A 13,083-nucleotide genomic window follows, 5' to 3' on the forward strand; every position below is an offset into this window, starting at 1 on the left:
CAGTACCGCGCCGGTCGCACGGGGCCGGGGCGCCGCACGGCACGGAGCCGGCCCCGACCGCATACTAAGCGGTCGCTTGCCGAGAGGGAACAGGCGCCGCCGGGCGACACCGCCCGAGGGCGGGCCGGGGCCGGTTCCGGGGCGGGCCCGGGGGCCGCTCGGGGACCGCTCGGGCGCCGCCGTTGAACGCCGTCCGGGCACGATCCGTATGGATCGGCGGTCCGCACTCCCCCGTGCGGGCCTTTCCCCGTGCAGGGAGGGCAGTTCCATGGCCGGCGACCCCACCACGCTCCTGCGGGCGTCCACCGCGCACAGCCCGTCGATGGCCATGCTCGGCCGGGCCGGGGGCGGGGGCCCGGGAGGGGCGCCGATCACCGACTTCTGCATCCCCTGCAACCCCCACTTCCCCACGCCCGCGATGTTCGAGCGGCTCGCCGGGAGCCTGCGCGACATCCTCACGTACTACCCCAGCGACGCGGACACCATCAGCGCCGAGCTGTGCCGCACCCTCGGGCTCAACCCGCAGACCGTCGCCATGGGCAATGGCTCCACCGAGCTGATCACCTGGATCGACCACCTGCTCGTACGGGACTCCCTCGCCGTGCCGGTGCCGACCTTCGGCCGGTGGACCGACCAGCCCATGGAGACCGGGAAGCGGGTCGACATGATGCCGCTGGCCGAGGCGCACGGCTTCCGGCTCGACCCGGACGCCTTCGTACGGTTCGTCCGGGCCAGAGGCTCGCGGACCGCGGTGGTCTGCAACCCCAACAACCCGGACGGCGGGCTGCTCGCCAAGGACCAGGTGCTGGCGGTGTGCGACGGCCTCCAGGACCTGGATCTGGTGGTGGTGGACGAGTCCTTCCTGGAGTTCTCCGACGCGCCCGGCCGGACGAGTGTGGCCGAGGAGGCCGTGGTGCGGCCCCATGTGGTCGTCCTGCGCAGCCTCGGCAAGAACTTCGGCCTGCACGGGGTGCGTTTCGGCTACCTGGTGGCCAACCCGGCGCTGGCCGGGCGGATCCGGTCGATGCTGCCCAAGTGGAACCTCAACTCCTTCGCGGAGACGGTGGTGTTCATGCTGCGGGAGCACCAGGAGGAGTACCGGGAGAGCCTGCGCCGCGCCCGGCAGGACCGGCGGGAGATGACCGCCCGCCTCTCGACGCTGCCCGGGCTGACCGTCTACCCCTCGCAGGGCAACTTCCTGTACGTCCGCCTCCCGGTGGGCGTGGACGGGGTGGCCCTGCGCGACCGGCTGCTGGCCGAGCACGGCGTACTGGTCCGGGAGTGCGGCAACAAGGTGGGCAGCTCCAGCCGGTTCCTGCGGCTGGTGGTGCGCCCGCCCCAGGACGTGGAGCGCCTGGTCGGGGCGCTGGAGCGGGTGTTGTACGGCGGGCCGGTGCAGGGCGCCCCGGTGCGGGCGCCCGCCGCCGCGCTCGGTACGGGGCTGGGCGGGGCGGTGGTGGCGGGGCCCGGGGCGGTGGCCGCGGGCGCGGCCGGGGTGCCGCCCGGCCTGCGCCTGGTCCCGGCGTCCGCCCCGGCGCCCGCGCTGTGGCCGGCGGGCCCGCCGGTCGCGGCGTCCGCCGCCGTACCCCCGGCCGCGACTGCCGTACCGCAGGCGGCGACCGCCGTGCCGCCGGGCGGGGCGGCCCCCGCGCCGGCCGTGGGGCCCATGGCGATGGCCCGGGGGTACACCTCGTCCGGCACCGCGGCGGTGGACCGGCTGGTCACCGGCTGATCAGCGGCTGAACAGCTCGAACGTCACGGCCGGCCGCCCGCCGAACCGGGCCGCCGCGGCCTGCGCGGTGGCGGTGAGGAAGGAGCGGCAGTACCGCTCCGGCTCCTCGTCGGTGAGCCCCTCGATGTACGCGCGGTGCTCCAGGAGGGACTGGACGGCGCGCTCCATGCCGGGGGTGGCGTCGACGGCGTGGGTGGGCGACGACGACCCCGCGACGGCCACCCAGCGCACCCCGTTCCAGGGTTCGAGGCCCTGCTCGGTCAGCTCGGGGAAGATCCAGCGGTTCCCGGCGTCACCGGCCGCGTCGAGGGTGGCACGGCCGACCGCCACATGGTCGGGGGTGTTCCAGGCGACCCCGCCCCAGGTGTCGCGGTGGTTGAGAGTGATGACGAGTTCGGGGCGGTGGCGCCGGATCGCGGCGGCGATGTCCCGGCGCAGCCCGAGCCCGTACTCGATCACCCCGTCCCGGTGGTCGAGGAAGTCGACCGACGACACCCCGACGACCGCCGCGCTCGCCCGCTGCTCCCGCTCCCGCAGCGGCCCGCAGGTGGCGGGGTCGATGCCGTCGATGCCCGCCTCGCCGCGGGTCGCGAGGACATAGCCGACCTCGCGGCCGGCGTCCGTCCAGCCGGCGACGGCGGCGGCGCAGCCGTACTCCAGGTCGTCGGGGTGGGCGACGACGGCGAGCGCGCGCTGCCAGTCCTCGGGCATCGGCTGGAGCTGGTCGTTCACATGATCCGTCATGAGCGCAGAATACGGCGGCCGGTCACCCGGGGGCGTGAGGTCTCACACCTCGTCACGGGCCAGCGCCAGCAGGCGGTCCAGCACCTTGGGGCCGCTCGCGCGGACGCCGTCGTGCTCGTACTCGTCGGTCACCCAGGTGCGCAGGCCGCGGATCGCGCGGGCGGTGGCGAGGGAGTGCGCGGTGTCGACGTAGAGGTCGTCGTGGTAGACGGCGGCGGCGACGGGCACCTCGTTGGCGGCCAGCCGGGCCGGGTCGTACAGCGGGGGCCAGTCCTCGCGGCCGGCCAGCAGCTCGGCGGCCTCGCGCAGCGGGCGCAGGGCCGGGTCGGTGGTGAAGTGCCAGGGGTGGATCGTTTCGCCGGTGAGGAGCGGCGGCCGGCCCGCGGCGAGGGACGCCGTGGCGTCGAACGCGGGGAACTCGGCGCGTACGCGCTCGGCGGCCCACGCGGTGGGACCCTGGCCCCGGGCGTAGATGGGCTCGTGGATCACGGCGTACAGGGGCGCCGCCGCGAACGAGAGGGTGCCGCGCACGGCCTCCAGGAAGGCGTCGGCGAGGACCGGGCCGCCGGGGCCGGGCAGGAAGGCGTTCTCCAGGAGGTAGTGCAGCTGGTGGCTCCCGTCGCCGGTGCCGAGGAGCGCGCCGAGGGACTGGAACGCCTCGATGGTGAGGATGTGCCCGTCGGGCAGGACCGTGCGGTGGCCGGCGAGGTGCTCGGCGATCCGCCGGACCCGTTCGGCGTCCTGGGGGTAACGGGCGTAGTGCGCCTCGGTCTTGCGCCGCATGCGCGGGTAGGCGGCGCGGTATACGTCGTCGGCGGAGGCGGTGAGGGAGGGCAGCCCGCCGGTGATCAGCACGGTGCGCAGGCCCTCGGGGGCGGTGGACAGGTAGTGGGTGGCGCAGAAGCCGCCGTAGCTCTGGCCGAGCACGGTCCAGGGGGCGCCCCCGGTGAGCCGGCGGCGGATCAGCTCGCAGTCGCGGACGATGGCGTCGGCGCGGAAGTGCGCGAGGTACGCGGCCTGGGCGCGCGGGCCGCCGCGCAGCGGGAGCGTCTGGCGGTTGGCGGGGGTGGAGCGGCCGGTTCCGCGCTGGTCCAGCAGGAGCACCCGGAATTCCCGGAGGGCCCGGCCGAGCCATGCCTGGCGGCCGACGAAGCGGCGTGCGGCGCAGCCGGGGCCGCCCTCCAGGTACAGCAGCCAGGGCAGGTCGTCGTCCTCGCGGCCCGTGGCGGCCACTTCGCGCGCGTACAGCTCGATGCGTTCGCCCCCGGGGTCGTCGTGGTCGAGCGGGACGGTGAAGGTGTGGTCCCTGAGGACGACGCCGGGCTGGCGGTAACGGGTCACGGCTGCGGCTCCTGTCCGGTGTCACGGGGCGCGCCCACGCCCCTGGTTCCCCCGTCCGCCCAGTGGACCACACGGGGCCTGCGGGAGGCGCCGGAGGGGGACCGGGTTCCGGGGGGCGGACACGGGTGCGGGGGCCGCCCGCGCGGGCGGCATACTGACCGACCGGGCGCGATCACTTCCGACTTGCTAGGAGCAGCCATGGTTGACCGGATCGCCACGGAGAAGGCGGCCTTCAGGCCGGTCTTCGAGGTGGGGTCGTCGTTCATGGAGCAGGCACGGGGCATCGAGGCCCGGTTCCAGCACGCGATCGCCCCCGCGACGGTGGACTTCGACTTCGGCGAGATCAGCCGGGCGGCGGGCGCGATCCCCGGCGGCACCACCGTGAAGATCGTCCGCGGATGGGGTCTCCAGGAGACGGCTCCCGTCAGCGTGATGGTCCTCTCCCTCCGGGAGGCGGTGCGCCAGTCCCTGCCGGAGCCGTTCGCCAACCCGGCCTTCTGGGAGAAGGCCGAACGGGCCCTGACCGATGCCTTTGTGGGGCTGTACGGGCAGACCGGCACCCATCTCTCCTTCTACCGGGAGGAGCCGGGCGGTACGAGCTACTACTACAACGTGCTGTTCGCGCTCCAGGACGAGGAGACCGGGGACGCGGTGTACGCGGTCGCGTTCTGCGTCAATGTGACGGTCGCGCTGGGTCCGGACGAGGTGCGTGCGCTGACCGTGGAGGACACGGCGCCGTTCACGATCCGGCTGAACACCATCACCGTGCGCCAGGAGGCGGGCGCCGCGAGCTGACGGCACGCGCGCGTGGGCCCCTCCCGGCCGTGCGGCCGGCAGGGTCCACGCGCGCGTCACTCAGTCCGCCGGCCGGGACGCGGCGGGCAGGTGGACGACGACCAGGGCGAGCCCGGCGAGGACGACGTAACGCAGCGCCGAGTCCAGGCCGTTCCAGTCGGCGGACTGCCACATGGCGAACCACTCACCGCCGATCCCGAAGAAACCGGCCCCGAACAGCAGCAGGACCATCACCAGCCCCGCCGAACTCGCCCGGCGGGCGCGGTCGGGAGAACCACCGCGCAGAGCCGCGGCCCACCGCCAGGTGGCGAGCACGAGCACCGCCGCGGTGACGGCCTCCCAGGCGATGATGGCCAGGTACGCCGCGTCCTGGAGCGTCCGCGAGGTGACCGCCCGCCACATCAGGTCCGGGTCCTTGAACGTGGTGTCCATGGCCAGGACGTGCCGGACGAACTCCCGGTTCGTCCCGAAGTCGGTGATGTTGCCGAAGGCCACCAGGACCATGGACAGGGCGACGGTCGCCGTGAGGGCCGCCGCCGCGAAGGACACCGTCCCCGGCGTCCGGCGCCGCCCCTCCTGTGCCGCCGTGGTGCTCTCCGTACGGTCCGTGCCTGCCGCCATGGTGCGCTTCCCCTCCGTGCCCGCGTGTCCGCCGGTCCGCTTGTTCACGTGTCCGTCTGCTCGCTCGTCGATGTGTCCGCTTCCCGCACGCAACCTCGCGCGCGTTCCTCTCATCATCCTCCGTGCGACAGGTCAACACGGCAGTGGGGAACGGGCGATGGACGAGACGACGACCACGACGGGCGGCGGGGCACGGGAGCGGGACGGCGGCGCGCGGGACGGGGGCGGGCCGAGCCGGCGCCGGCTGCTGGGCGCCGGGGCCGCCGCCCTGTCGGGGACACTGCTGGCGGGCGCGGTGGCGGGCCGGGCCACCGGGGCGGCCCAAGGCCCCGTACCGAAGGCGCCCGCCGCTCCCGGAGCGCCCCGGGCCGCGGACTGGGCGGCGCTCGCCAAGGGGCTGGACGGCACGCTGGTCAGGCCGGGCGACCGTGACTACGACGCCGCCCGGACCCTGTTCAACCCCCGGTTCGACGCCGTGCGCCCCGCGGGGGTGGCGTACTGCGCCCGGCCCGAGGACGTCCGGGGCTGCCTGGAGTTCGCCCGGCGGCACGGGGTCCCGGTCGCGGTCCGCAGCGGTGGGCACTCGTACGCGGGGTGGTCGTCCGGGCCGGGACTGGTGGTCGACGTGCAGCGGATGGCGGCCGTGTCGCTGTCGGGCGGTACGGCGACGGTCGGCGCGGGCGCCAAACTCATCGACGTGTACGACCGGCTGACGGCGCGCGGCCGGACGGTGCCGGCCGGGTCGTGCCCCACCGTGGGCGTGTCCGGTCTGGCGCTCGGCGGCGGGATCGGTGTGGTGAGCCGTGCGTACGGGCTGACCAGCGACAGTGTGACCGGGGCCAGGATCGTGACCGCGGACGGCCGGATCCGGGACGTGGACGCCAAGCGGGACCCGGACCTGTTCTGGGCGCTGCGCGGCGGCGGCAACGCCCAGTTCGGCGTGGTGACCGAGCTGCGGATGCGGACGCACGCGGCGCCCGAGTGCACGACGTTCTTCCTGAGCTGGCCGTGGGCGCGGGCCGCCGCGGTGGTACGGGAGTGGCAGCGCTGGGCGCCCACCGCCCCGGACGGCATCTGGGCCAACCTCCACCTGGCGGCCCCGGTGGGCGGCCGGCCCGGTTCGGTGCGCGTCGGGGGGCTGGCCCTCACCGGGCGCGCCGACCTGGAGAACCGGCTCGACCGGCTGGCCTCCGCCGTCGGCGCGGCGCCCCGGTCGGAGTCCGTGCGCACCCGTCCCTTCATGGACGCCATGAAGGTGATGGGCGGGGTGTCCGGGTGGACCGTCGCCCAGGCGCACCAGAAGGGCGCCCTGCCGGGGCGTACCCCCCAGGGCAAGGTGGCGCGCGAGTCGTACGCGGCGCGTTCGGACTTCTACACGCGCCCCGTTCCCGCCGACGGGGTGAAGGCGCTGATCGCCCGGGTGGAGCAGCTCGCGCGGCTCAGCGGCGGCGGGGCGGGCAGCATCGCGCTGGACGCGATGGGCGGTGCCGTGAACCGGGTGCGGGCGGCCGACACGGCGTTCGTCCACCGCGACGCGCTGTTCCTCGCCCAGTACATCGTCTCGTGGCCCGACCGGGCCTCCTCGGCCGTGGTGGCGCGGCACCGGGCGTGGCTGGACGGCACGCACGCCGCGATGCGGCCGTGGGCGAGCGGCCGGGCGTACCAGAACTACACCGATCCCGCCCTGCGGGACTGGCGGCGGGCCTACTACGGCGGCAACCTCGACCGGCTGGTGAAGGTGAAGAAGGCGTACGACCCGCAGCGTCTCTTCCGCCACGCCCACGCCTTCTGACCCACCGGTGTCACCGGTTCGTCCGTCCCCGGGGGCGGATGTCAGTGGGGGGTGCCACGCTTGCTGCCGTACGCGACCGATGTGAACCACTCACGAAACGAGGCAGCGCCGTGATCACCACCGACTTCGCTCCCGGCTCCCCCTGTTGGCTCGACCTCGGCGCGCCCGACGTCCCGGCGACGGTCGGCTTCTACCGCTCGGTGTTCGGCTGGGACTTCGAGCCGATGAGCCCGGACGAGCAGGACTACGGCATGTTCCGGATGGACGGCAAGGCGGTCGCGGGCATCGGGAAGCTCACCGAGGAGGGCGCCCGCTCCGCCTGGATGATCTACTTCCGGACGGACGACGCGGAGGCCATGACCGAGGCGGTGCGCCGGGCGGGCGGCGAGGTCCGGGTGACCCCGATGGACGCCGACGGCGAGGGCGTGATGGCCCAGTACACCGACCCGCAGGGCGGCCAGTTCGCGGTGTGGCAGCCGGGGAGGACGAAGGGTGTGGAGGTGGTGGACGGCCCGGGCAGCCTGGGCTGGATCGAGCTGTACACCACGGACGCGGCGGCGGCCAAGGAGTTCTACGGCGGCCTGTTCGGCTGGCAGACCCAGGACATGGACCTGCCGGGCGGCGGCGGGGCGTACTCGATGATCAGCCCGGCCGGGCTGCCCCCGGAGCGGATGCACGGCGGGATCATGCAGCTCCCGGCCGACGCGCTGTCCCTGACCGGTGGCCGCCCCTACTGGCACCCGGTGTTCGGCTCCACCGACTGCGACGCCACGGTCGCCAAGGTCCGGGACGGGGGCGGCACGATCCAGATGGGCCCCGAGGACGCGCCGGGCGTCGGCCGCCTGGCGGTCTGCGTCGACCCGTCCGGCGCGGACTTCGTGGTCCTCACCCCGTCCCAGGGCTGACGCGGGAGGGTCCCCTCCGGGCCCGGGGCCGGCCGGTCACCCGGCCGTGACGGGGTCCTCGGTCACCACCAGCCGGGACAGCTCCACCCGGGAGCGGACCCCCAGCGCGGCGAAGACGTTGCGCAGATGGTGGTCGACGGTGCGGTGGCTGAGGGAGAGCCGCAGCGCCACCTCCCGGTTGGTCGCCCCCTCGGCGACGCACCGGGCGATCCGCAGCTGCTGGGGCGTGAGCCGGGCCAGCGCGCCGGGCGCCCCCGGGTCCGCCGCCGCACCGGTGGCCCGCAGTTCGGCGCGGGTCTGGTCGGCCCACACCGCGGCGCCGGCCCGTTCGAAGGCGCGGAGCGCGTCCAGGAGCCGTCCCCGCGCCTCGCTCGGCCTGCGCCGGCGCCGCAGCCACTTGCCGTACAGCAGCAGGGTGCGGGCGTGCTCGAAGTCGCCGCCCGCCCGTTCATGGCGGGCCAGGGCCTGGGCGTACAGCGCTCCCGCCCTGCCCTGCGGGGCCAGCAGGGCACGGCAGCGGGCCAGTTGGGCGGGCGCCTGCGGGTCGGCGCCCAACTCCGCCCACCGGGCGAACTCGTCGGCTGCGGTCGCCGCGCCGGCGCCGCCTTCACCGGCGAGCACGGCGGCCTCGACGAAGCACGGGACCATCAGCATGCGGACCGCGAAGTGGCCCCTCCGGTGCCCCGGCCGCACCAGGGGGCCCAGCCGGGCGGCGGCGTCCTGGGCGAGGCCGCGGCCCAGGGCGGCGCGGGCGCGCGCCCACTGGGCGAGGGTCGCGGTCTGGGCCAGGCCGTGCCGGTCCGCGACCGCGAGCGCTCCGCCCGCGTGGGCGGCGACATCGGCGCCGTCGCCCTCGATCGACGCCACCAGGGCGAGCACCGCGTGGAAGTGGGCGGCGGCGTTGCGCTGCCCCGCGCGGTGGGCGGCGCGCAGTCCCTCCTCGGCGTGCGCGCGGGCGCGGGCGTGGCCGCCCGACCGCAGCTCGGCGTAGGCGAGGTGTTCGAGGGCCTGGGGGACGAGCCAGGTGCCGTCGCACGCCCGTGCCACTGCCAGGGCCCGGGCGTTGATCCTGCGGGCGGCGGTGGTGTCGCCCAGGACGAGCGCCGCCGCCCCGGCCCGCAGCAGCCGGACGGGGTCGTCGTCGTGCCCGGCCCGGTCGAGCGACCGCCGCAGGGGACCGCGCGCCTCGGTGAACCGGAGGCCCAGGGCGGCCGCCGTCCCGGCGCGGAAGTCCTCGTCGGCGGGACTGTCGCCGGGGTGTCCGGGGTATCCGGGGCGCCCGGCCGTCCGGTGCCCGCCGAGAGCGGCCAGGCAGCCGGGGACGTCACCGGCGGCCCACGCGGCCTCCATCGCCGCGAACCGCGCGTCCCGGGCGGCGGCCGGGTCGTGCGGCCCGAGCAGGGCCGCCGCCAGCAGCAGGGCCGGGTGGGCGTCCTCGACCGGCCCGTCGCGCAGGGCCAGCTCGCCGCGTACGCGGGCGGCCCGGCCGCGTACGGTGTCGTCGCCGGCCGCGCCCTCCCCGGCGGCGGCCAGCAGCTCGCCCGCCCGGCGCGGATCGCCGCCCAGCCGGGCGTGGTCGGCCGCGGCGGTGAACCGCGCGGCGCGCTCACCGCCGGCCGGGGTGAGGCGGGCCGCGCGGGCCAGGGCCAGCGACCGCAGCAGGGGGCTCGCCGGGACGGACGGGTCACCGGCCTCGGAGGCCAGCTCGGCGGCGCGCCGGGCGTCGGGGCCGTCGCCGGCCAGGGCGCGGTGCGACAGCCGGGCCAGCCGGTGCCGGTCGGCGCCGGGTGCGCCGTCCAGGGCGGCGGCGAGCGCGGTGTGCGCCGCGCGGCGGCGGGCGAGCGGGGCGCCCCGGCGGACGGCGCGGCGCACCAGCGGGTCGTCGAACCGGAGGCGGTCGCCGCTGCTCCGCACCACTCCCCCGGCCTCTGCGGCCTCCAGGGCGCCCGGGTCGAGCCCGGCCGTGCGGGCGGCGCGCAGCACCAGGGACGCGTCGGCGCCGTCGCCGTCCGGGTGGGGCTCGTGGGCCAGGGCCACCAGGAGCAGCAGGTCCCGGGTGGCGGGCGGCAGTTCGGCGAGCCGGTCCCCCAGGACCCGCCGCAGGACCGGCCCGTCGGCGAGCGGCCGGGGCAGCGGGGCGTGGCCGCGGAGCTGGGCGGGTGACAGGCGGGCGAGAAGCGCGGTGAGCAGGGCGGGGTTGCCCTCGGCCTCGCGCAGCAGCTCCTCGCGTACGTACGGATCGGTGGCCGCGCCACCGGTCACGTCGTCCAGCAGGGCGTCGGCCGCGGGCCGGGTGAGCGGGCCGAGGCGCAGCAGGGGCAGCCCGGCGAAGTCCGGTGCGGCGGCCCGGTGTCCGGCGGCCGACAGCAGCAGGCCGACCCCGGGCAGGGTGCCGGACCGGCGTGCGGCGTAGCCGAGGGCCGCGCGGGAGGCGGGGTCCCAGGCGTGGGCGTCGTCCACGCAGACGAGCAGCGGCCGGTGCGGTCCGGCCCGGTGGCGCAGCAGGTCGAGGAGGACGCCGGGCCGGGGGTCGCCGGCGAGCGGAAGGGCGGCGAACGGGAGACCTGCGGGCGGGAGGCCGGCGGGCGGGAGACCGGCGAACGCGGAACCGGCGGGCGGGAGGCCGGGGCCCGCCGCCGGGTGCGGTGCGGGGGCCCCCGGGGGCGCGGTGTCCGGCGGGGCGGTGCTCAGCAGGGCGTGCAGCCCGCTGAGGGCGAGGTGGCGTTCGGCGGGGGCGGCCCGGGCGTACAGGACGGGCGCCGGGGCCATGTCGTACGCCGCCCGGTCCAGGAGGGCGCTCCGGCCGAGTCCCGGCTCCCCCGCGACCAGCAGCACTCCGGACCGGCCGGACAGGAGGCGCCGCGTCAGGGCGGCGACGGCGGCCAGTTCGGTGTCGCGGCCGGACAGACGCGGTGGGGCCGGGCGGGTCACGGCGGTCGTCGTCGTGGTCACCCGGGTGACGCTACGCGCGCGTGGCGGTGGCCGACAGGGGCCGGTTCCGCCGGCCGGGGACCTACCCCTCCCTTTTGACCTGCGGGAACGTGCTCCCACGCGGGCGTACGGTGGGCGCCCGTCCACCGGACGCGGGGCGATTGTGTGCCGGTGCACAGTGCCCCCCGGTGGCGGCCGCGGACGCGCGGGGAGGGTCGCCACCGGGGAGGACGGTCGGGAGGACGGTGGGGAGAGGGGGCGCGGGTCAGGAGCCGTGCGGGCAGGTGCCGCGGTACTCCTCGATGGTGAGGCTCGGGCGCGGGACGGGACAGAGGAACTGCTCGTAGCGGGAGTCGTCGTCGATGAACCGCTTCAGCCACGACACGCTGTACTTGGCGAGGGTGGTGTCCGGGGAGTTGGGGGTGAAGTGGGTGGCGTTGTTCAGTTCCAGGTACGCCTTGTCGAGCGACGCCGGCAGCGACGCGTAGAACGGCTCCGAGTGCGAGGAGACGGGGGCGACCGAGTCGCCGTCGGCGCCGATGACCAGGGTGGGTGTGCGGACCTCGGGCCAGGTCTTGTCGGTGTTCCACCCGGTGAGCGGGATGGCCGCCTGGAGGGAGGGGCGGGCCTTGGCGGCCTCCAGTGAGCCGCCGCCGCCCATGGAGTGGCCCATGACGCCCAGCCGGGTGCTGTCGATCCGGCCGCGCACCGGGCTGCGCTGTGTCAGGTGATCGAGGGCGGCGAGCAGTTGGCGGCCCCGGCTGTCGGGCTGGTCGAGGGTGGTGAGGGTGTCGATGGTGAACACGACGAACCCCTGCGAGGCGAGCCGTGGCCCCAGCCAGGCGATGGACGACTGGGTGCCGGTGAAGCCGGGCGAGATCGCCACCGCGCCGAACGTCCCGTCGGCGGTGGTGGTCGGGTAGTAGATGGTGCCGCCGCCGAAGCCGGTGGCGCCGAGCGAGGAGACGGTGGTCTGCGACACCGCGTAGGGTCCGCGCGCGGCCTCGATGCTCGCCGTGGTGGGGTCGGGGCCGCGCTCGTAGGGGTTGTCCGCGGCCTGCGCGCCGGTGGTCATGGCGCCGGTGAGTCCGGCGGCGGCGGCCAGTGCCACCAGGCCCGCGGTGAAGGCTCGCGGGCGGGCGATCCGGCCCCGCTCCTCCTGCTGAGGATGCGGTGCCTGCTGCCCCTGTTGCTGCTCTCGCTGATGCTGCTGCACGACGGAGTCGTCCTCTCGGTCGCCGGCGCCGCGTCCCGAGCGGCCGGTCCGGGGTGCCGTGGCGGGTGGGGAGTGCCACTGTCCTGGCGCTCGGGCCCGCGCGGCATCGGCGTAATCACCGGTCTCACCGGTCGGCTTGGAGCGCGACCGGTCACCGGCCGGCACCCGGGCGGACGGAAAATCGCACGACGGTCCGGCACCGCTGCGGAACAATGGCGGGGATGGACGACATGGAGCGGTTCCGGGCGGCGGCGGTCGCCTGGGCGGCGGGCGGCCCCGGCGCGGCGGCGGCGGCCGCGGCCGCGCGTGAACTGGCCGCGCGGACCCGCCCGAAGAGGATCGTGCTGGTCGAGGGTCCCAGCGACCGGGCCGCCCTCGAGGCGCTCGCCGCCCGGCTGGGACGGGACCTGGACGCGGAGGGCTTCCCGGTCGTCCCGCTCGGCGGGGTGACGAGCATCGGGCGGTTCCTGGAGGTGCTGGGGCCGCGCGGGCTGGGCCTCGCCGTGGCGGGCCTCTGCGACGCGGGCGAGGAGCGCTGGTTCCGGCGGGCCCTGGAGCGCGCCGGGCTCGACGGCGTACCCGACCGGGAGGGCATGGAGCGGCGCGGGTTCTTCGTGTGTGTCGCCGACCTGGAGGACGAGCTGATCCGGGCGCTGGGCGCCGAGGCGGTCGAGCAGGTCATCGCCGACGAGGGCGAGTGGCGCCCGTACCGCACCTTCCGCAACCAGCCGGCACAGCGCGACCGCGATGTCGAGCAGCGGCTGCACCGGTTCATGGGGACGCACAGCGGCCGCAAGTCGCAGTACGCGCGGGCCCTCGTCCACCGGCTGGACCCGGCGCGGATCCCCCGCCCCCTGGACCGGCTGCTGACCGAGGCCGCCGCCTAGGACCGCCCGAACGACCCCCTGTTGCCCCCTCGTGACCCGCGTGGCTGGTCAGGGGTGGTTTCCCGGGGCGGGGCCCGACGGGCAACGGGCAACCCGTCGACCCGGGGCGCCGGGGTGGA

Annotated in this window: 10 protein-coding genes; 5 read left to right on the forward strand and 5 right to left on the reverse strand. The window is 76.4% G+C overall.

What is annotated here, in order from left to right; translation table 11 throughout:
• The first annotated feature begins 268 nt into the window (after positions 1-268).
• Entirely contained in the window at positions 269-1,732 is a 1,464-nt protein-coding gene (locus tag ACF08D_RS29010; RefSeq protein WP_392226784.1) for a pyridoxal phosphate-dependent aminotransferase, read from the forward strand.
• Here ACF08D_RS29010 and ACF08D_RS29015 read toward each other — a convergent pair whose 3' ends face one another.
• Both ACF08D_RS29015 and ACF08D_RS29020 read right to left on the reverse strand, forming a co-directional pair.
• Positions 1,733-2,476, reverse strand: coding sequence for a PIG-L deacetylase family protein (locus ACF08D_RS29015; protein ID WP_392226786.1), 744 nt, complete (start codon positions 2,474-2,476; stop codon positions 1,733-1,735).
• 42 nt (positions 2,477-2,518) lie between these two features.
• Positions 2,519-3,817, reverse strand: a complete 1,299-nt coding sequence (locus tag ACF08D_RS29020) for an alpha/beta fold hydrolase (protein ID WP_392226787.1) — start codon at positions 3,815-3,817, stop codon at positions 2,519-2,521.
• Positions 3,818-4,015: 198 nt separating this feature from the next.
• Here ACF08D_RS29020 and ACF08D_RS29025 point away from each other — a divergent pair, with 198 nt between their 5' ends.
• Positions 4,016-4,612 (forward strand): Type-2Aa cytolytic delta-endotoxin, encoded by a 597-nt coding sequence (locus ACF08D_RS29025; protein WP_392226789.1) that lies wholly within the window; start codon positions 4,016-4,018, stop codon positions 4,610-4,612.
• A 60-nt stretch (positions 4,613-4,672) separates the two neighbouring features.
• Here ACF08D_RS29025 and ACF08D_RS29030 read toward each other — a convergent pair whose 3' ends face one another.
• Positions 4,673-5,233, reverse strand: coding sequence for a DUF2165 domain-containing protein (locus tag ACF08D_RS29030; protein ID WP_392226791.1), 561 nt, complete (start codon positions 5,231-5,233; stop codon positions 4,673-4,675).
• 157 nt (positions 5,234-5,390) lie between these two features.
• Here ACF08D_RS29030 and ACF08D_RS29035 point away from each other — a divergent pair, with 157 nt between their 5' ends.
• Both ACF08D_RS29035 and ACF08D_RS29040 read left to right on the forward strand, forming a co-directional pair.
• Positions 5,391-7,025, forward strand: coding sequence for an FAD-binding oxidoreductase (locus ACF08D_RS29035; RefSeq protein ID WP_392226793.1), 1,635 nt, complete (start codon positions 5,391-5,393; stop codon positions 7,023-7,025).
• A 110-nt stretch (positions 7,026-7,135) separates the two neighbouring features.
• Entirely contained in the window at positions 7,136-7,930 is a 795-nt protein-coding gene (locus ACF08D_RS29040) for a VOC family protein (protein ID WP_392226795.1), read from the forward strand.
• A 36-nt stretch (positions 7,931-7,966) separates the two neighbouring features.
• Here ACF08D_RS29040 and ACF08D_RS29045 read toward each other — a convergent pair whose 3' ends face one another.
• A complete protein-coding gene (locus ACF08D_RS29045; RefSeq protein ID WP_392226797.1) occupies positions 7,967-10,882 on the reverse strand; it encodes an AAA family ATPase in 2,916 nt (971 codons plus the stop codon).
• Positions 10,883-11,126: 244 nt separating this feature from the next.
• Positions 11,127-12,005 (reverse strand): alpha/beta hydrolase, encoded by an 879-nt coding sequence (locus ACF08D_RS29050; RefSeq protein WP_392227098.1) that lies wholly within the window; start codon positions 12,003-12,005, stop codon positions 11,127-11,129.
• Between the two features lie 293 nt (positions 12,006-12,298).
• On the opposite strand from ACF08D_RS29050, the gene ACF08D_RS29055 reads away from it, so the two are divergent.
• Positions 12,299-12,964, forward strand: coding sequence for a TOPRIM nucleotidyl transferase/hydrolase domain-containing protein (locus ACF08D_RS29055; RefSeq protein ID WP_392226799.1), 666 nt, complete (start codon positions 12,299-12,301; stop codon positions 12,962-12,964).
• Positions 12,965-13,083 lie beyond the last annotated feature (119 nt).

It is taken from the genome of Streptomyces sp. NPDC015131 (assembly GCF_043079975.1).
GTDB lineage: Bacteria > Actinomycetota > Actinomycetes > Streptomycetales > Streptomycetaceae > Streptomyces.